This is a genomic window from Rhizobium sp. No.120 (genome assembly GCF_054558365.1).
This window is the reverse complement of the sequence record NZ_BAAJNQ010000002.1, coordinates 387528-406310: the sequence shown is the minus strand read 5'-3', so window position 1 is coordinate 406310 and position 18783 is coordinate 387528. Positions and strand designations below refer to the sequence as shown.

Below are 18783 nucleotides of genomic sequence, written 5' to 3'. Positions count from 1 at the left end.
CAGTCACATGATCTTCCCACCCGCGAAATCCTTGCGGATCTGGTCGCGCTCAGCATCCGGTGCCGGCACGAGACCATATTCCGCCAGCGGGCCGTCCGGTCCGATCATCTGATCGCTCGTGAAGAAATCGACATATTCCTTGAGCCCCGGGATAACACCCAGATGGGCCTTCTTGACGTAGAAGAACAACGGCCGCGATACCGGATAGGTGCCATCGGCGATCGTCTGGCCCGAGGGCACGATGCCGCTAACGGTGGCGACCTTCAGCTTGTCGGCATTGTTCTGAAAGAAATACAAGCCGAACACGCCGATGCCATGCTTGTTGGCATTGATGCGGGCCAAAGTCTCGGGATAGTCGCCATCGATATCAACAGCGGCGCCATCCTTGCGCACGGCAATGCACTTCTTGGCCTGCAGAGCGGCATCGGAGACTGCAGCCTTGATCACATCCGCTGCACCGGAAGCCTTGCAGCCGGCCGCAAGCACCTTCTCTTCGAAAACTTCGCGGGTGCCATGCTTCTCGCCCGGAATATAGGCGGCGATTTCAAAATCCGGCAGCGATGGATTGATCTCGGACCACTTCTTGTAAGGGTTGGCTACGAGCTTGCCATCGACGACGACTTCGGCAGCAAGCGCCTTGTAGAGATCGACCGGTTCGAACTTGATGTCGGGATTGCTCTTGTCGAAGGCAAAGACAATGCCGTCATAGCCGATCTTGATCTGTTGGATATCGGCGACACCGGCGGCCTTGCAGGCTGCAACTTCGCTGTCCTTAATCGGACGCGACGAATTGGCGATGTCGATCGTATCCGTTCCGACACCCTTGCAGAATTCCTTCAGGCCGGCTCCGGAACCGCCGGATTCGACCACCGGGGTCTTGAAATTGGTAAAGGTCTCACCGAAGGTTTCGGCTACGATCTTGGCATATGGGAATACTGTCGACGAGCCGGCGATCTGAATTTGATCGCGGGCGGCTGCAGTGCCGGCAAGGGCAACCGATGCAACCAGCGCAAGAATGGATATTTTCAAAGCATTCACAACGAATCCCCCTGATGAGCTTTGAAGAGCGCTGAGGCGGACGCCACATCCACTTTTTCAGCTGTCCATTCTTACTGGCGAAAACACCGCCCTTTTATGTCAGGCGAGTGAAACAATTATGACAGGTTATATACCTGATATGATTTGGATAAATCGCCACCCAACTACGGATAGGTGGAGGTTTTCAGAAGCGGACCGTAAAGTCGGTTCCTTTTCCGACTTCCGACTTTACGATCAGTCGGGCGCGGTGGCGGGTCAGAATGTGCTTGACGATGGCAAGCCCGAGACCAGTCCCCTTCTTGGACCGGCTGTCCTCAACGTTAACGCGATAGAAACGTTCGGTCAGGCGCGGCACATGTTCCGCGGGTATCCCCGGCCCCTTGTCCGCGACCACAACCTCAACGGCGTTGCCGGCACCATTCAGCAGCGAAACCTCGACCGACTTGCCTTCCTGGCCGTATTTGCAGGCATTCTCGATCAGGTTCTCAAAGACCTGCACCAGCTCGTCTCGATCTCCCAACACCTCCACCTTGCCCGCTGGCAAATGCAGATTGATGGTCACATCGAGATCACCGGCCAGCGGCAATAGGGAGTCACGCACATGGCCGAGCAGGGGCACGAGATCTACCTTCTGATCCGGCGCTATATGCGACTTCAGCTCCAGGCGCGACAGCGACAGAAGATCGTCCACCAGCCTGCTCATGCGCGTCGTCTGATCGAGCATGATGCCGAGGAAGCGCTGCTGCGCTTTTGGATCGGCTTTGGCGGGTCCCTGGATCGTCTCGATGAAGCCGCGCAGCGATGCCAGAGGCGTGCGCAATTCATGGCTGGCATTGGCGACGAAATCGGAGCGCATGCGATCGATGTGGCGCAGCTCCGATATGTCGCGGAAAGAGAGCAGGAAGAGCGCATCTTCCTGCCTGTCGATCTCAGGCAAATCAATCGGTGCGATGCGTACGACATAGACCCGCTCCGAAGGCAGGCGCTCGGAATGCTCGATCTGGTTCGGCATGTTGGTCGCTATGGTCTCGCGCACCATGTCGAGCAGACCCGGCGAACGCAGCTTCGAGGAAATATGTGCGCCGATCGGAAAGGCGCCGAAGGCTTTTTCGACGGCCATGTTCTGCACCAGAACCGACGCCTCGCGGTCGATGATCAGCATCGGCATGTCGAGTGCCGCCAGTCCCGCAAAGGCGGTGCGCAACAGGCTTTGCGGGTCGACGGGCGCAGGTTCGGCCTGTGACGGCACCTCCACCCGCTCGATGAGCGGCGGACGAAGCAGCGTGACGATCATGACTATCGCCCAGATCCAGAATACGGCGCCGTTGTTGATACCCTCGAAAAGGGCAAGTGCGGCAATCAGCGTCGCCAGAACCAGCACGGCACTCTCCTGCCGCAGCCGGACTGCCAACTTCCTGACAAATGACCATTCGTCTTCCAACTGCGCCGTCCTTCGCCTGCCATCATGGAACGCTGGATTCCGCGTCTTATCTGCGATTCATGACAGAAGTATTCGGCTCTATCCACAGAAGCCAGTAACTGGCAAAAATAAATGTAGCCGGCAAAAGAGGGTGGTGGCAAAGGGCTTGAAACCATTGAATAAATGTCCCAGTTTTCTGGCCAAGCTTTTTTGCCGCTGCCGGCGGCAGGGTTAATGCCATGTAAACAGCCGAGGAGCCGACATATGGGGGAGAAGACAGAAAGCCGGGCGGTGGAGCTGGATATCCATGGCATCAAGCGCATATTCGACGTCGATGACCCCGTGCTCCCGAGCTGGATCGAAGACGAGGCGCTGACCTCTGGCGGCTATCCCTACAAGAAGAAGCTGAAGGAAGACGAATATCTCAATGAGCTGAAAGCGCTGCAGATCGAGCTCATCAAGGTGCAGTTCTGGTTGCAGGCGACCGGCAAGCGGGTGATGGCGCTGTTCGAAGGCCGCGATGCCGCGGGCAAGGGAGGCTCGATCGCCGCGACGTCGGCCCATATGAACCCTCGCCTTGCGCGGGTCGTGGCACTGACGAAGCCGACTGACCGCGAGGCCGGCCAATGGTATTTCCAGCGCTATGTCGCCCAGTTTCCGACGGCGGGCGAATTCGTGCTGTTCGACCGCTCCTGGTATAACCGCGCCGGCGTCGAGCCGGTCATGGGCTTCTGCACGCCGAAACAATATGAGCAGTTTCTGAAGCAGGCGCCGCAGATGGAAAAGCTCATTGTCCAGGACGGCATCTATTTCTTCAAATTCTATCTCGATATCGGCCGGGAGATGCAGCTGAAGCGTTTCCACGACCGACGCCACGATCCCCGCGCCGTCTGGAAGCTCTCCTCTATGGATATTGCCGCGCTGCCGAAATGGAAGGATTATAGCGAAAAGCGCGACCGCATGCTGAAGGACACGCATACGGACCACGCACCCTGGACTGTCATCCGCGCCAACGACAAGCGCCGCGCGCGCCTGAACCTTATCCGTCACATCCTGCTGACGCTCGATTATGAGGGCAAGGACAAGGAAGCCATCGGCAAGATCGACGACAAGATTCTCGGCATGGGATCGGATATTCTCACCTGACGAGTTCGGGGCGTCGCTAAAGCAGTTCCGAGAAAAGCGCGCAACGGTTTTCCGCCCAGAATGCGGTGGGAGATAATAGCATAGAGCGTTTTTGCGATTCAGGGAAACTTGGAAACGCCCTATTGCCCCGGGAGGACGCGGATGGCGTAGATATTGACGCCGCGGGCCTTGCCATCGACATCGCTATTGATGATCAGGCGCCCTGAACTGGTCGGCGCCATGGCGCGATCGAACTTGACCTGGAACAGCGAGTCCGTCTTTTGCCGGCTGACGGTGAAACGGTGCCTGCCGCAACGACCGAGAGAACCAAAATCACATTCCACAGTGATCTGTGTCGGTGCATCCGAGGTAGACTGCAATGTTAGCGCGACCGTCGATGCTTTGCCCGCCATCTGCTGAAGCACATTGACCGGAACCTCGACCGAGCCGCTGCCTTCCGGGCCGCTGCTGAGCGAGGTCAGCCTCACGGCCGGCCCTTCGTTCTCCGATACGTTCTCGGCCTTCGACTGCGGGCCTGTCGTCACCTTCGGCGCGTCGGTGGGCTTCAATATCTCCAGCCATTCCGCAGAAAAGCTGTTCTGCGGATCGATGGTGGCGAGCCCCGGATTGACCGGACCGCTATTGTCATCCTGATCCGACATATCGTCATCGTTGCTGTTGCCGCTGAAATCCTGAGAATCGACATGCGCCGGCGGATTGGGCACGCTCGTATCCCGCTGGGCGGCCGACATGAGCACACCCGAAGTCTTGATCCACCAGGCACCGACGCCAAGGAAGGCGAGCAGAATGCAGAAGACGAGCAGGCGCGAGAAAAACTTGCGCGGCTTGCGGCGCACGGCCGCGCGCTCCGGCTTGAAGTTCATCGATCGCGCCGCAGGTGGCATACCGGCTGCCGGATGCACATCATTGTCCACACCGAGATGATCGGCGGGACCGGCGCGCATATCGCCGAAATCACTTTCGCGCCCTGCCCGCTCGGCCGGCATTGGCTCGACCGGAACGGCAGGGCCAGCCGACATCGGCGGATCGCGCGTTTCCCCGCGCACGCTCATGATGGGCTCCTGCGGCCGTGCGGCTGCCTGCCTTGTTTCGGGCTTTGCTTCAGAGCGCGGTGCGGATGGAGAAACATGCGGAGCATCCAGCTCCGGGGAAACCGGTATAGCCTGCGTGGGACGGGCGCGCTCCTCAGTCTCGATCTCGCGGATCGTCGCCTCCAGCCGCTGGCGCTGAGCGGCTACGACATTGACATCGGTAATGTCCTGCTTGCGAAGGCCGGCTTCCAGCGCCTGGCGTGCCGACTGATAGATGCGAGCCCGGATTTCCGGATTGGCGCGATCAGACCGATCCAACGCGCTTCTGATAGCCGTTTCTAATCCGCTCACATCCGATCCTTTACGCTCACTCGCACCATACTCGCATAGCCCGCTGGCAAGGCAGCCATATTTTCATCAATCGTTAACGAGATTCGGTAACGCCCCGTTCTGCAATACGCAAGCCTTCGCCTTGGGTTAAGGGCACTCGGGCGGGGATAAACGGCAAAGACGACGCAAATGGGGTGACAGTAAGCGGAGGTATGGGACGGGGGGCGATCAAGGACTATTGCCCATTAGGCCCTGGCTTTCCCGCCTCCTCCACCATCTTCCCCTCTCGACAGACATCTGCTATCCCTTTGACGTTTTCGTAAACGTCAAAGGGATGATGTTCATGGCCCTCCCCTCCATCTTGACAGAGCACCTGCGCCTGCCGGTTGTGGCTTCACCTCTCTTCATCATCTCCCATCCCGCCTTGACGCTGGCGCAATGCAAGGCCGGTGTCATCGGCTCGTTTCCGGCGCTGAACGCGCGCCCGGAAAGCCAGCTCGACGAATGGCTTGCGATGATCACGGAGGATCTTGCCGCCTACAATGCCGCAAATCCGGATCGTCCTGCAGCTCCATTTGCGGTCAATCAGATCGTCCATACGTCAAACAAGCGTCTCGAGCACGATCTGATGCTCTGCGTGAAATACAAGGTGCCGATCGTCATATCCTCACTCGGCGCCGTGCCCGAGGTGAACGCCGCGGTACACTCCTATGGCGGCATCGTGCTGCACGACATCATCAACAACCGGCATGCCAATTCGGCGATCCGCAAGGGTGCGGACGGGCTGATTGCGGTTGCTGCCGGCGCCGGCGGCCATGCCGGCCAGCTTTCTCCCTTCGCGCTGGTGCAGGAAATCCGCGAATGGTTCGACGGGCCATTGCTGCTGGCCGGTGCCATCGCCACGGGCGGCGCGATCCTGGCGGCGCAGGCTGCTGGAGCTGATCTTGCCTATATCGGCTCGCCGTTCATCGCGACGGAGGAAGCACGCGCGGCCGACGCCTACAAGCAGGCGATCGTCGAGGGCACCGCTGCCGATATCGTCTATTCCAACTATTTCACCGGCGTTCACGGCAATTATCTGAAGCCCTCGATCCGCGCCGCCGGCCTCGATCCGGACAATTTGCCCGAGGCCGATCCCTCCAAGATGGATTTCGAGGCCGCGACGACCGGCGTCAAGGCCTGGAAGGACATTTGGGGTTCCGGCCAGGGCATCGGCGCCGTCAAATCCATCCAGCCCGTATCCGCTCTCGTCGATCGGCTTGAGAAAGAATACAGACAGGCACGCGCCAGGTTGGCGCTTTGACCGCCGCTGAAAAGCGGGGCTTTTCTTCACAAGCATCTCGCTTTTTTGCCAAATGGCAATTTGAGCGCTTGAAATCTGACCGCATAGACTGTATCAGCGCCATGCAAATCACGGGGCCGAACCGAATGCTCCGCAGAATGCCGCTTTAGCTCAGTCGGTAGAGCACATCATTCGTAATGATGGGGTCACGTGTTCGAGTCACGTAAGCGGCACCATCCATTTCTCCTGTTTGTCAGTGATATGGAACCGTGTGCCCAGACGCGGATCGCGATCGCTCGCGGCATGAGGCCGCCGACTGTTTGGAATGAGCACGAACTTGTGCCCACGCCTGCTTTTTCCTGCTTAGGGCTAGATTGATCGCGGGACGCCTAAAACGGTGCCAGCTGATTAACAAAGTTAAATGCATCTCCAATGGCAAAAGGTCCAAAACGGCTGCGCCAAGGCGGAGTTTTCGACCATGAACATCGTGCCACACTTCCCTCCCATCCGCATCTTTCGCTGCGGATCCGGTGAAACGAAATCCGTCGGTACGGCTGAGGAAGTCTGGAAGATACTTCTCGATGACTGGCCCTTGGAGGAAGGCGACTCCTTTCTGTCAGCATTGCTGATCTGCATGGACGTCCAATGCGGCCGACGGGCACCCGAGGAAGCGCGTATCGCCTTCATTGCCGCTGCCGCAGAAGCCGGTGTTCCTCTGCTGTCATGATATAGCGTCGTTGTAACATATCGGGACGGCCGGCACCCTGTCGCCACAACCAATGATTCAGTTTTTTATGGTTTCGTGCGCCTTGAGATAACAATCCGGGGGGATGCACCATGAAAATTGCCGTTGGCGTCGCGACATGCGGCCGCAAAGCGATTTTGGCCGCAATGATCGATCGGCTTTACAAGCAGAAGCGCAAGCCGGATCACCTCTTCCTCTGTCCAACCAAGGATGACGATATCGACATGGCGCGCCTGAGCTCTGCGCCCTTCCCCGTAACGGTCCTCTCCTCGCCGCAGGGAAGCTGCCCGCAGCGCAATGCGATCATCGATGCGGCTGTCGGCATAGATGTGGTCGCCTTCTTCGATGATGATTTCTTCGCGGCGCCAAACTATCTGGCCGAGACGGAAGCCCTGTTCGAGACAGATGAAGACATTGTCGTGGCAACCGGTGAAGTCGTCCGTGACGGTATCCTTGGGCCAGGCCTGACGGCGGACGAGGCCGATGCCGCACTCACAGCCGATGCCACTCCCTTTCCGACGCCGGTGATCGAGGCCACGCATAATGCTTATGGCTGCAATATGATCTTCCGCCGAAAAGTGATGCTCGCAAATGGTATCTATTTCGACGAGGATCTGCCGCTCTACGCCTGGCAGGAAGATGTGGATCTGTGCCGGCGACTGCGTCCTTTCGGCAAGATCGTCAAGTTCAATCGCCTGCGCGGCGTCCATCTCGGGGTTAAGGCTGGGCGCACATCGGGCCTGCGCCTAGGATACTCCCAGGTCGCCAATCCGCTCTATCTCGTCAAGAAGCGCTCCGTTTCCATGAAATGGGCGCTGAAACTGATGGGCGGCAATATTGCCTCGAATCTCGCCGGCTCCGTCAATCCGCCGCCCTATATCGACCGGCGCGGCCGTCTGCAGGGCAACCTCATCGCCTTCGGCCATCTGTTGAGCGGGTCGCTCGATCCGAAATATATCACCCGGATGTAAACTCGGCGGAGCGCCGGGAACTCGATGCGCGATTAAAACGGAAGCCCGGCGTTCGGCTTGCGTCTTTCCATGATAATGATGGGCCGGCCGCGCATTCGCGTCCGTCTTCATCCGTATAGCCATCTTCCCAAGGATATCTCCATGATTCACGTACTCGCCATCCTCACCGCGAAGCCCGGCAAACGCGCCGAAGTGCTCGAAGCCTTCCAGGCCAATGTTCCGGCCGTCCACGCCGAAGACGGCTGCATCGAATATACCGCTGTCGTGGATGTCGAAGGGGCCGATCCGGCCTTTGGGCCTGACACCTTCGTCGTGGTCGAGAAATGGGAAAGCCTGGCGGCGCTGAAGGCGCATGCCGCCGCCGCGCATATGGCCGCCTATGGCGAGAAGGTGAAGCATCTGATGGCCGATCGCGCCGTTCACGTGCTCAATCCGGCATGAACCAACGCTGCCGGACAGCTCGCAAACTCATCCTCAGACGGCGCCGAAAGGCGCCGTTCTGCCATCGGACAGGCCGTCAGTTGTGCGAGAAGTGCGGCTGGCTGTAATAGCGCCAGTGGCCACCGCCGCCGTGCCATCCGCGATGGCCGCCGGCATACCAGCCGTGATGGTATCCGCGCCCGCCATACCAACCGTGATGATGGCGATAGCCGCCATAGCCGCCGAAAACACCGAATACCCCTAAGGGATAATAGGGCTGATAATAGCCGTAGTAGGGTCGGTCATAGCCATAATACGGCGCGTAATAGCCGTAATATGGGCGATAGTAGTGATGGCGGTAATAGTAGTGGTTATGATAATGCCGATGGACGAACACCCGATGGTGATGCCCATGGTGATGGGGACGCGCCTCGGTATAGGTTGCCGGTAACACGACCATGCCTAGCGCAATCAGCGCTGTTGCCAGAATTTTCATTTCCAGCCTCCTTGAATGCCGGACGTAAACGCTACGCGGATTACTGGCGTCCTCCGGACGATATAATAAACGCAATAGCGCCTCCGAAAGTTCCGCTATCCCTTGGAAACCAGGGGGATCGTGACATCGCGATAGGTTCGTCCAAGCACGATCGCGCGCTTGTCGGGCCGATGGGTTTCAACCCGTATCGTCAAGAGGAAATGAGGAGGGTGCAATGGATGGGGACAGTCGCAAAAACGGCGCCCCAGGGCGCCGTTTTCATACCTGCCTACAGCCATCAGGCATGCGAGAAATGCGGCTTGCCGTGCCAGGGATGATGGCGATGTCCATGCCGCCATCCTTCATGGCGATGCCAGCCATGATGATGCGGACGATAGTCGCGATGGTGATGTTGATGCTAGCGGTGGTGGTGATGATCACGCGCCTCGGCATAGGTAGCGGGTAGAACAATAATGCCTAATGCGACGAGCGCCGTTGCAAGAATTTTCATCTATGGTCTCTCCTTGGGTGCCGAACGAGCCCCCCCGGCTGTGTACGCCCGGACTAACCTAACGCAGCTTAACGCGAAGATGATGCATTTGTTCCGCTACCCGCGAGATAACGTGCGCTTTCGTATCGTCCCCATATCTCCAACCAATTCGCGAACCGCCTGTTGGATCAGCCGGCAGGCTTCGACCGAGGCTTTACGGCCATTATGGGCGAGATGATAGGATAGCGGTAAGATCTCATCGGGATCGACGATGCGGACCTTGTCGGCAATCGGCAACGCGCTGACACGGCCGAGAAACGAGACGTAGCCGTGATTAGCAACCAGATCGACGATGACGGGCAGCGAGTCGGCCGAGGTGATGTCGCGACCGCGAAACCGGCGGCGGTCGCGGCTGTCGTAGCCGAAGGCCGTCGCGGCGTTGCCGATGCCGGTGCGCGGGCTCGGCACGCAGAGCGGATGGTTTTCCAGCAGCGCCGCGAATGTCTGCTCGGTGCTATCGGGCGGCGCGATCGCCACCATGTCCGTCGCGACAAGCTCCATATGTTCGAAAGCGTCGAGGCCAAACACGGAATCGACGATAGCGACATCGATGCGACCGGAGCGAAGCGCCTCGCGCAGATCATCGGCGGTCATCAGCAATAGCGACAGCATGTTGCGGTTGCCGCCGATGTTCCAGCGCGACACCAAGCTTGCCAGGGATCGGGCAACCCAGCTTTCCGAGCCTGTGGGAATGATCGAGCCGATGCGCACGGCACGGGCGGTGCGCTGAAAGCGTTCGTCAGCCGCCGCCTTCATCTCGTCCCAGGCCTGCGCAATAGCGGAGAGGATGGCATGAATTTCCTGGCCGGCTTCCGTCAGCACGGAACCCTGCGCCTGCCGCGCAAACAGGCGGCAGCCGAACAATTCCTCCAGATTGGCGATCTGCAGGGAAAGCTGCGGCTGACCAAGGCGCAGGCGACGGGCAGCGCGATTGATGCTGCCCTGATCGGCGACCTCGAGAAAGCGTTCGATGGTGGCGATCTTCAACGGCAGGCGTGCGGCCCATTGGTCATAGTCCGGGGGAGCTGGCGGCTCCTTCATTAAGGTGGAGAGTTGGCGCATGCCCGCGAGAATCGGCTGCAGCCCCTTCTGAACCTTCGAACTCGCCAGAAGAGTCGCAAGCTCGCCAGAGGCGCGCTCCACAAGCTTCATGGCAAGCTCGGTCTCGAGCCGGCGCAGCGCACCAGAGACGGTCGACGCCGAAAAGGACAGCCGCCGCGCAGTTTCCCTCACCGAGCCAATGGAGAACACCATATCGGCTACGAACAAAGCACCGAGATACAAATCCCATCCCCTTATCCGCAGCACACATCCTGGCTCGGCCGCAAGAAGATCAACGATATCCCGACGATATGCCGTGTTCTTGAAAAAAGATATCCCTAAGCCGAAAAGCGGCAGCTATCGTTCCCTTGCCGCCTTACCGATCCAGCCGCAAAAATGAGATCGGAACAGCGCCAAACGGGTAAGGGGAACAAAAACAAACGCACTTGCCCCCGAAAAAAGAAATCCAATTTCGCGCGAATGTCGAGTACGCTCGTCATAATCGCGCGACTGCAACGGGTATCCGAAGCACATCGACTTTTCCGCGATGAGCGCTACCTGCCTGAAGCAGCCACGAATTCGCCTGTGGGCTGACCGCCCGCTCGAAACCTGCCTGTCCGGACTGCGGCCCTTCAAGGCGGCGCGGGCAAGCAGAAGAACGATTTAACGGGGTACAAAGGGAAACATCATGTTCAAGAAGCTTGCACTTGCCGCCACGCTGACGGCTCTCCTTGCCAGTGGCGCCAGCGCCGCCGACGTCGTCGTCTCCTCGAAGATCGACACCGAAGGCACTCTTCTCGGCAACATCATCCTCGCGGCGCTCAATGCCAACGGCATCAAGGCGCAGGATCGCATCGCTCTCGGCACGACGCCGGTCGTGCGCAAGGCGATTACCGCGGGCGAAATCGACATCTATGCCGAATATACCGGCAATGCGGGCTTCTTCTTCAACAAGGCCGACGATGCGGCCTGGAAGAACCTGCAGCAGGGCTACGATCTGGCCAAGAAACTGGATTATGACGCCAACAAGATCGTCTGGCTGACGCCCTCGCCAGCCAACAATACCTGGGCGATCGCCGTGCGAAACGATGTCGCCGGCCCGGCCAAGCTGAAGACCATGTCCGATTTCGGCAAGTGGGTTGCTGGCGGCGGCTCGGTGAAAATTGCGGCCTCTTCCGAATTCGTCAACTCGCCGGCAGCATTGCCGGCCTTCGAGACCACCTACAGCTTCAAGCTGAAGCCAGATCAGGAAGTCGTGCTTTCGGGCGGCGATACTGCGGCGACGATCAAGGCTGCGGCCGACCAGACCAACGGCGTCAACACGGCGATGGTCTATGGCACCGACGGCGCGATCGAAGCCGCTGAACTGACCGTGCTCGAAGACGACAAGAGCGTGCAGCCGGTCTATGCGCCGACGCCGATCATCCGCGAGGCTGTGCTGAAAGCCAATCCGAAGATCGAAGAGGTTCTGGCTCCGATCTTCAAGGGTCTGACCGCTGACGTACTGCGCAAGCTGAACGGCCGCATTCAGGTCGATGGCGAGCCAGCCAAGGTCGTTGCCGAATCCTACCTCAAGGACAATGGCTTCCTGAAATAAGGCATTGATGCTGCTCTCGAGCATGATGCCGAAAAGTGTCAACGGTTTTCGGACGACATCATGCTCTGCTCCTCTGGTTCCGGAGCGGATTCAGATTTTAGGTCCAGCAGACCTAAAATCATCCGTTCCGGCGGCTCCATTTTGATAAGGTGGAACCGCGGAGTTTCAATTGGGCATGATCTTGTCCGAACCCGCCTTGAATTCTGGGCTCATGCGCTGACGGAGCTTGCCTGATGGAAGATGCGTTAGCGGTCCGCAGAGTGGACCGTCTCGGAGTGGTATTGGTGGCCGGCGGCGCGCTGGCAACGGCCTGGATGCCGTTCATCATCGTAAAGGCAAACCGCATCGCCGCCGGCAAGCCGCAACTGCTGACGCAGCTTATCGCGCAGCCGGCAGCACTGGTGCTGATTGCCCTTCTCGCAGCGGCGGCGCTTTCCGCGCTTTTCCTGCGCAACCAGGTCATTCGCCTCGGGATGGCAACACTCGCGATCGCCATGTTGATCGTGACCCTAGGACTGGTCTCGACGGCCGCAACGCCCGCGGGCAGCACCGTGGCGCGTATTACGCCCGGCGGCTGCTTCTGGGTGCTGCTCGCGGTGGTGGGATTGATGATTTCGGATGCGCTGGTCAAGCTGCGGCTGACGCCCTGGCTACGGGTCGGGGCGCTGGCTGTTTATGCGGCGCTGCTTGCCGTCGTCCTGCGCTCCGGCCTGCTCAACAATCTCTCGATCATGAAGGAATACGCCAACAATGCCGACAAATTCTGGCATGAGGCGCTCAACCATGTGTTCCTGTCTCTGGGCTCGGTCGCCATCGCCATCGTGCTGGCGCTGCCGCTCGGCATCTTCTGCTATTGGCAACCTGGCATCCGCGCCGTGGTGCTGCGGGCGCTGAGCCTGGTGCAGACCATTCCGAGCCTGGCGCTGTTCGGCATTCTCATGCTGCCGCTCGGCTATATCGCCGCCAACGTGCCTTTCGCCGCCGAGATCGGCGTCAAAGGCATTGGCGTGGCGCCGGCGCTGGTAGCGCTCGTCATCTATTCCCTGCTGCCGATCGTCGCCAATACCGTCGTCGGCCTTGCCGGCGTCGACCCTTCCGTGCGCGATTCCGCCGCCGGCATGGGGCTGACGCGCCGGCAGATCCTGACTGGCATCGACCTGCCGCTCGCCTTCCCTGTCATCCTCACGGGCATCCGCATCGTGCTGGTGCAGGCTATCGGCCTTGTTACCGTGGCAGCACTGATCGGCGGTGGCGGCTTCGGCCTCTTCATCTTCCAGGGCATAGGCCAGACGGCCAATGACCTCGTGCTGCTCGGCGCCGTGCCGACGGTCTTTCTCGCCTTCTCATCGGCCGTCATCCTCGATGCGGTCATCGACAGCATCCGGGGACAACGTGCATGACCAACATGATCGAGCTCAAGGGCGTCACCAAGCGGTATGGCAACGCCACCGTGGTCGATAGTGTCAGCATGAGCATGGAAAAGGGCACGATTACCGTCATCGTCGGCACCTCCGGCTCCGGCAAATCGACCCTGATGCGGATGATCAACCGGCTGGTGCCGATATCGGCAGGTCACATCTCCGTTGCCGGCGAGGACATCATGAATGTGCCGGCGACCGAGCTTCGCCGCCGTATCGGCTATGCCATCCAGGGGCACGGGCTTTTTCCACATCGCACCGTCGCGCAGAATATCGCCACCGTCCCCGAACTGCTCGGCTGGGAAAAGACGCGCATCGACAGCCGCGTCGAAGAGCTCCTCAATCTCTTCCATCTCGACCCCGGCACCTTCGCAGGCAAATATCCAAGCCAGCTTTCCGGTGGCCAGCAGCAGCGCGTCGGCGTCGCACGCGCGCTTGCGGCGGAACCGGAATTGCTGCTGATGGACGAGCCCTTCGGTGCACTCGATCCGGTGATCCGCGGCAAGGCGCAGAACGACCTGCTCGCCATCCAGAAGCAGTTCGGCACGACCATCGTCCTTGTCACCCACGATATGGACGAGGCCTTTCATCTCGGCGACCAGATCGCCGTCATGAGCGAAGGCAAGCTGCTACAATGCTCCGAGCCCGAGAAGATCCTGACAGAGCCGGCCGATCCCTTCGTGCAGCAACTGACCGGCACCTCCGACCGTGCCTTGAAGCTGATGTCGCTGCTGCCGCTGAAGGACAGCATGCAGCCGCCGCGACCCGGCCTCGGGCACCGCCTGCCCCAGACCCTCAATCTGCGCGACGCACTGGCGGAATTGATCTGGCAGGGCGCAGATGAGGCGACAGTGGAGGACGAGCGCAAGGTGCCTGTCGGCTCGATCTCGATCCAGCACCTGATCGAGCTGGGCCGCAAAGCATGAGATTTCTCGCCGCCAATCTCTTCCGCCTCCTGGCTCTGGCGCTGCTGCTGGTGATGCTCTTCCATCCGGAATGGCTGATACCTGTTCTGGCACCGCTAACCAAATTCGGGGCGTCGCCGATCTATACGCAGAACAGCCTGCCGAGCTTGGCGCTCAGCCATCTCGAACTCATCCTGATCTCGATCGCCGCAAGCGGCATCCTGGCCGTTCTTGGCGGCATCTTCGTCACGCGGCCGATCGGCGCCGATTTCCTGCCGCTGTCGCGGGCGATCGCCAATGCCGGCCAGACCTTTCCGCCCGTTGCCGTGCTGGCACTTGCGATCTCGACCACCGGCTTCGGTGCGGTGCCGACATTCATCGCGCTGTTTCTCTATGCGCTGCTGCCGATCTTCGAGAACACGGTAGCCGGGCTGCAGCAGGTGCCCGCCTCCGTTCTCGATGCCGCCGATGGCATGGGCATGAACGGCTGGCAGCGGCTATTCCGCGTCGAGCTGCCGCTAGCCCTGCCGCTCATCATCGAAGGGCTGAAGATCGCAACCGTGATCAATATCGGCACGGCCACGATCGGCTCGACCGTCGCCGCCAAGGGGCTAGGCGAAGTCATCATCGCCGGTCTCATCAACGATAACACCGCCTTCATCCTCCAGGGTGGCCTGATCGTCGGCCTGATGGCGGTGCTGATTTACGACGGCATGGAGATGATCGAGCGGTCGGTCACCAGCAAGATCGGCCTTCAACCTCATTGAGGTCTACGCCGATCACAGCTTCCCATCAGTTGCCCTCGCCCGACGGCAAGGATGCGCCAGGCAAGTAAAGCAGGACCGGCCTGATTTCGTAGACGGCTGTCGGATTGGCGCGGCGCAATTCGCGCGCGGCCTCCACCGCGCCCTCGATCGTCGGAAAATCGACGACGTAGAAGCCGAGCAGTTGTTCCTTGGTTTCTGCGAACGGTCCATCGATCACCATTCCCGCACCTGGCCCCCGCAAAGTGACGGCGTTTTCGGTCGATCCGAGACGCGCAGCCGGCCCTAATAATTTCTGCGCGACCATGCGGTCATTGATCTCCAAAAGCTCCTTCATGAGCGCGGTATCCTCCTCCTTGCTCCAGGATTCGACGATACTTTCCTCGTGATAGGCCAGAATGGCGTAGTACATGGTTTCTCCCCCTTGAGCCCTATACTTGAGCGATGGGGAGTTAAGCAGACCGATCGCAATCCGGGAACCCTGGATCTATACTCGACTGGAGATATGGCGAGTTTACTCATGCTTGCCTTCACTGGCTGCCGATGGCATTGGCTACAACGACATGCCCTGACGATTTATGGAGATGCCGATGGCCAAGATGATTCACTCGATGATCCGCGTGCTGGACGAGGCGCGCTCGATAGAGTTCTACGACAAGGCTTTCGGCCTGAAGGTCGCCGACCGGATTGCCTTCGAAACCTTCGCCCTAATTTATCTCAGTAATGCCGAAACCGGGTTCGAACTGGAATTGACCGTCAATCAGGGCCGCATCGAGCCTTATGCGCAAGGGGATGCCTACGGCCACCTCGCGGTTTCGGTTTCAGAACTGAAGGACGAGCATGCGCGCATGACCAAGCTCGGGCTCAACCCTGGCAAGATCATCGAACTCAATCGTGATGGGAAGCTTTTTGCATTGCTGTTCTTCGTCACCGACCCCGATGGTTACAAGATCGAGGTAGTGCAAAGGCTTGGGCGGTTCAGCTAGCCCAAGCAAGGCGCCAGCCCCGCATCGGCGGGGCATCCGGCAGTTCCGCCAGCGCGTTCACATCCAATAGGGCGGCACGCCAAAATAATCGTGACTCTTGTGGCCATGATTCTTATGATCGTGATCGTCCTTGGCAGCGAAGCGGCACGCCTTTTCGATGTCGTTCTTGGTCATGCTGACGCGATAGCCGTCAATGCGAGCATCGTAGCGCAGCTTCTCCCACGGCAGCCGGTAGTGCTCCTGGCCAATGCCGAAGAAACCGCCGAAGCTCAGAATGACGAAAGCGATGCGTCCATCACTTTTTTCCATCATCAGCCGCTCGATATGACCAATCTGCTTGCCGTCCGAGCCGTACACTCTGGACCCTTCGACGCGGTCGCAGGCGACCAGCATCGACATGTCCTTGATATAAAGATCACGACCCGAGAAATCGGCACTCTCTTTATGCATATGCGCACCTCCTTTTGGATACGCGTCACATAAACTATGGAGCGTCCGATCTGCGTTTCAGGCAGCACGATGCTCCGATGGGTCTAAGCCCATGGCGCTATTAACGCTCCGTTGTCATAAAAGTTCCAGTACTTTTTTAAGGATTGTAAAAAAACGTGAGCGCACGACAAATATTGACGTTTACGTCAAGGTTATTGTAGCTTCTTTTATGCTCCAGTGATTTAATTGAGAGCAAGAAGGCGGCGATGCGAAAAGCGGGAGACTTTTTGATCGTCCAATGACACTCTGCAAAGCCGCCGCATATGACGGCGGAGCGTAGTGATGGTGCGTAGAGGAGGAAATGCGCATGAATTCAGTCTCCGCTCCTTCGGATAGACCGCAGGTCAAGAAAATATGGCTCGCTTCTTACCCGGATATCGTACCGGCGGAGCTGCCGCCGCTGGAGCATGCGTCGCTTGCCGAACTGCTGGAGGAAAGCTGCGCGCGCTATGCCGACAGACCCGCTTTCACCAGCATGGGCAAATCCATCATCTATCGGGATCTTGACCTGCAGACGCGCAAGATTGCCGCCTGGCTGCAGAGCCTCGGCCTGCAGAAGGGTGATCGCGTTGCCGTCATGATGCCGAACGTGCTGCAAAATCCGATCGCGGTTTACGGCATTCTTCGCGCCGGGCTCGTTGTCGTCAACGTCAACCCGCTCTACACGCCGCGCGAACTCGAGCACCAATTACGCGACTGCGGCGCTAAAGCGATCTTCGTTCTGGAAAACTTCGCCCATACGGTGGAGCAGGTTCTGGCCCATACGGATGTACGCCATGTCGTCGTAACCGCGCTCGGCGACATGCTGGGCGTCAAGGGCCACATCGTCAATCTGATCGTCCGTAAGGTGAAGAAGCTCGTTCCAGCCTGGTCCATTCCCGGCCACCGTCGCTTCAAAAGCGTGATCGCCGAGGGCTCGCGTCTGCCTTTGAAGCTGTCGGAGCTCACCGGCAGCGACATCGCCTTCCTGCAATATACCGGCGGCACGACCGGCGTTGCCAAAGGCGCGATCCTCACCCATGCCAACCTGCTCGCCAATCAGCTGCAATTGCTGCTCTGGCTGCAATCCGCCTATATCAACAAGCCGCGCCCGGAACAGCTAACCTTCGTCTGCGCGCTGCCGCTCTATCATATCTTCGCGCTGACGGTGAATTCTCTCATGGGCATGTCACTCGGCGGCCATAATGTGCTGATCGCCAATCCACGCGACATACCCGCCTTCATCAAGGAGCTCGGCAAATACAAGTTCGACATGTTCCCCGGCCTGAACACCCTCTTCAACGCGCTGATGAACAATCCGGATTTCGTCAAGCTCGACCTGTCCAATACGGCAACGCTCGCCGGCGGCATGGCGGTGCAACGGCCCGTCGCCGAGCGGTGGCAAAAGATGACGGGGGCCTGGATCACCGAGGGCTACGGTCTTTCCGAAACGTCTCCGGTGGCAAGCGCCAATCGTTTCGACAGCCCGGAATTTACCGGCACGATCGGTCTGCCGATCACCGGCACCGATTTCGATATTCGCGATGAGAACGGCAACTCCCTGCCGCTCGGCGAAGTCGGTGAAATCTGCATTCGCGGGCCGCAGGTCATGGCTGGCTATTGGAAGCAGCCGGCCGAAACGGCGCGCGTGATGACGCCGGACGGTTTCTTCCGTAGCGGCGACATGGGCTTCATGGACGAGCGCGGCTACACCAAGATCGTCGACCGCAAGAAGGACATGATCCTGGTCTCGGGCTTCAACGTCTATCCGAACGAGATCGAGGAAGTCGCCGTCATGCATCCGGGCGTTCTCGAGGCCGCGGCAATCGGGGTGCCCGACCCGCATTCCGGCGAAGCGGTGAAGCTCTTCATCGTCAAGAAGGACTCGGCTTTGACGGAGGCTGACGTCAAGGCCCATTGCGCTGAAAACCTGACCAATTACAAACGCCCGCGCTTCATCGAATTCCGCACCGAACTGCCGAAATCGAATGTCGGCAAGATCCTGCGTAAGGAGTTGCGCGGCTGACATAATTCCGTGTCATGGAGGAAGCCGCTCGTGCTTGTTTCACGAGCGGCTTTTTTCGTTTTGGGCGATAGGTGAACTTGATTTACGCCCTACATAGGGAATAGTTTTCGCGACCAAACTCAAAGCGCTTGGCCCGGTCTTGAAGGCCAGCAGCGCGAACCGCAAGGAGC

The 18783-nt window shown here is 59.2% G+C and carries 19 protein-coding genes and 1 tRNA gene; 12 read left to right on the top strand and 8 right to left on the bottom strand.

The genetic code is table 11. From position 1 onward, the window contains the following. Positions 1-3: 3 nt before the first annotated feature. Both ACYJRZ_RS07710 and phoR read right to left on the bottom strand, forming a co-directional pair. Complete coding sequence (locus tag ACYJRZ_RS07710) at positions 4-1038, bottom strand: substrate-binding domain-containing protein (RefSeq protein WP_459457681.1); 1035 nt, start codon at positions 1036-1038, stop codon at positions 4-6. A 184-nt stretch (positions 1039-1222) separates the two neighbouring features. Next, positions 1223-2479 carry a phosphate regulon sensor histidine kinase PhoR gene (gene phoR, locus ACYJRZ_RS07705; protein ID WP_459457679.1) on the bottom strand — a complete coding sequence of 419 codons (1257 nt, stop codon included), beginning with the start codon at positions 2477-2479 and terminating at the stop codon, positions 1223-1225. Positions 2480-2722: 243 nt separating this feature from the next. On the opposite strand from phoR, the gene ppk2 reads away from it, so the two are divergent. Then, positions 2723-3604: a polyphosphate kinase 2 gene (gene ppk2, locus ACYJRZ_RS07700; protein ID WP_459457677.1), complete on the top strand. Its 882-nt coding sequence runs from the start codon at positions 2723-2725 to the stop codon at positions 3602-3604. Positions 3605-3723: 119 nt separating this feature from the next. Here the strand turns inward: ppk2 and ACYJRZ_RS07695 are convergent, their stop codons facing one another. Further along, a complete protein-coding gene (locus tag ACYJRZ_RS07695) occupies positions 3724-4986 on the bottom strand; it encodes a hypothetical protein (protein ID WP_459457675.1) in 1263 nt (420 codons plus the stop codon). 322 nt (positions 4987-5308) lie between these two features. Between ACYJRZ_RS07695 and ACYJRZ_RS07690 the strand changes: the two genes are divergently transcribed. From ACYJRZ_RS07690 to ACYJRZ_RS07670, 5 genes are all read left to right on the top strand, one after another. After that, positions 5309-6268, top strand: a complete 960-nt coding sequence (locus tag ACYJRZ_RS07690) for an NAD(P)H-dependent flavin oxidoreductase (protein ID WP_459457673.1) — start codon at positions 5309-5311, stop codon at positions 6266-6268. A 139-nt stretch (positions 6269-6407) separates the two neighbouring features. Next, positions 6408-6483 (top strand) — tRNA-Thr (locus ACYJRZ_RS07685). A gap of 242 nt (positions 6484-6725) precedes the next feature. Continuing rightward, on the top strand, positions 6726-6974 hold the full coding sequence (locus ACYJRZ_RS07680) for a DUF982 domain-containing protein (RefSeq protein WP_459457671.1): 249 nt from the start codon (positions 6726-6728) through the stop codon (positions 6972-6974). 110 nt (positions 6975-7084) lie between these two features. After that, positions 7085-7963 carry a glycosyltransferase family 2 protein gene (locus tag ACYJRZ_RS07675; protein WP_459457669.1) on the top strand — a complete coding sequence of 293 codons (879 nt, stop codon included), beginning with the start codon at positions 7085-7087 and terminating at the stop codon, positions 7961-7963. Positions 7964-8104: 141 nt separating this feature from the next. Then, positions 8105-8404 (top strand): putative quinol monooxygenase, encoded by a 300-nt coding sequence (locus ACYJRZ_RS07670; protein ID WP_459457667.1) that lies wholly within the window; start codon positions 8105-8107, stop codon positions 8402-8404. Between the two features lie 76 nt (positions 8405-8480). On the opposite strand, the gene ACYJRZ_RS07665 is transcribed toward ACYJRZ_RS07670, so the two are convergent. The 3 genes from ACYJRZ_RS07665 to ACYJRZ_RS07655 all read right to left on the bottom strand — a co-directional run bounded on the left by ACYJRZ_RS07665 (position 8481) and on the right by ACYJRZ_RS07655 (position 10692). Further along, positions 8481-8879, bottom strand: coding sequence for a hypothetical protein (locus ACYJRZ_RS07665; RefSeq protein ID WP_459457665.1), 399 nt, complete (start codon positions 8877-8879; stop codon positions 8481-8483). Between the two features lie 258 nt (positions 8880-9137). Further along, a complete protein-coding gene (locus tag ACYJRZ_RS07660) occupies positions 9138-9299 on the bottom strand; it encodes a hypothetical protein (protein ID WP_459457663.1) in 162 nt (53 codons plus the stop codon). 166 nt (positions 9300-9465) lie between these two features. Next, positions 9466-10692, bottom strand: coding sequence for a LysR family transcriptional regulator (locus tag ACYJRZ_RS07655; protein WP_459457661.1), 1227 nt, complete (start codon positions 10690-10692; stop codon positions 9466-9468). Between the two features lie 445 nt (positions 10693-11137). On the opposite strand from ACYJRZ_RS07655, the gene osmF reads away from it, so the two are divergent. The 4 genes from osmF (at position 11138) to ACYJRZ_RS07635 (ending at position 15136) form a co-directional block, all read left to right on the top strand. After that, positions 11138-12046: a glycine betaine ABC transporter substrate-binding protein OsmF gene (gene osmF / locus ACYJRZ_RS07650; protein ID WP_459457659.1), complete on the top strand. Its 909-nt coding sequence runs from the start codon at positions 11138-11140 to the stop codon at positions 12044-12046. Between the two features lie 233 nt (positions 12047-12279). Then, positions 12280-13446 carry an ABC transporter permease gene (locus ACYJRZ_RS07645; RefSeq protein WP_459457657.1) on the top strand — a complete coding sequence of 389 codons (1167 nt, stop codon included), beginning with the start codon at positions 12280-12282 and terminating at the stop codon, positions 13444-13446. Then, positions 13443-14390 (top strand): ABC transporter ATP-binding protein, encoded by a 948-nt coding sequence (locus tag ACYJRZ_RS07640; protein WP_459457655.1) that lies wholly within the window; start codon positions 13443-13445, stop codon positions 14388-14390. The genes ACYJRZ_RS07645 and ACYJRZ_RS07640 overlap by 4 nt, the downstream gene beginning before the upstream one ends. Next, a complete protein-coding gene (locus ACYJRZ_RS07635; RefSeq protein WP_459457653.1) occupies positions 14387-15136 on the top strand; it encodes an ABC transporter permease in 750 nt (249 codons plus the stop codon). The genes ACYJRZ_RS07640 and ACYJRZ_RS07635 overlap by 4 nt, the downstream gene beginning before the upstream one ends. Before the next feature lie 25 nt (positions 15137-15161). On the opposite strand, the gene ACYJRZ_RS07630 is transcribed toward ACYJRZ_RS07635, so the two are convergent. Then, positions 15162-15545, bottom strand: coding sequence for a YciI family protein (locus ACYJRZ_RS07630; RefSeq protein ID WP_459457651.1), 384 nt, complete (start codon positions 15543-15545; stop codon positions 15162-15164). A gap of 178 nt (positions 15546-15723) precedes the next feature. Here ACYJRZ_RS07630 and ACYJRZ_RS07625 point away from each other — a divergent pair, with 178 nt between their 5' ends. Continuing rightward, positions 15724-16119: a VOC family protein gene (locus tag ACYJRZ_RS07625; RefSeq protein WP_459457649.1), complete on the top strand. Its 396-nt coding sequence runs from the start codon at positions 15724-15726 to the stop codon at positions 16117-16119. 57 nt (positions 16120-16176) lie between these two features. On the opposite strand, the gene ACYJRZ_RS07620 is transcribed toward ACYJRZ_RS07625, so the two are convergent. After that, positions 16177-16569 carry a PRC-barrel domain-containing protein gene (locus ACYJRZ_RS07620; RefSeq protein ID WP_015338697.1) on the bottom strand — a complete coding sequence of 131 codons (393 nt, stop codon included), beginning with the start codon at positions 16567-16569 and terminating at the stop codon, positions 16177-16179. A gap of 346 nt (positions 16570-16915) precedes the next feature. Between ACYJRZ_RS07620 and ACYJRZ_RS07615 the strand changes: the two genes are divergently transcribed. Further along, entirely contained in the window at positions 16916-18613 is a 1698-nt protein-coding gene (locus ACYJRZ_RS07615; protein WP_459457646.1) for a long-chain-fatty-acid--CoA ligase, read from the top strand. Positions 18614-18783 lie beyond the last annotated feature (170 nt).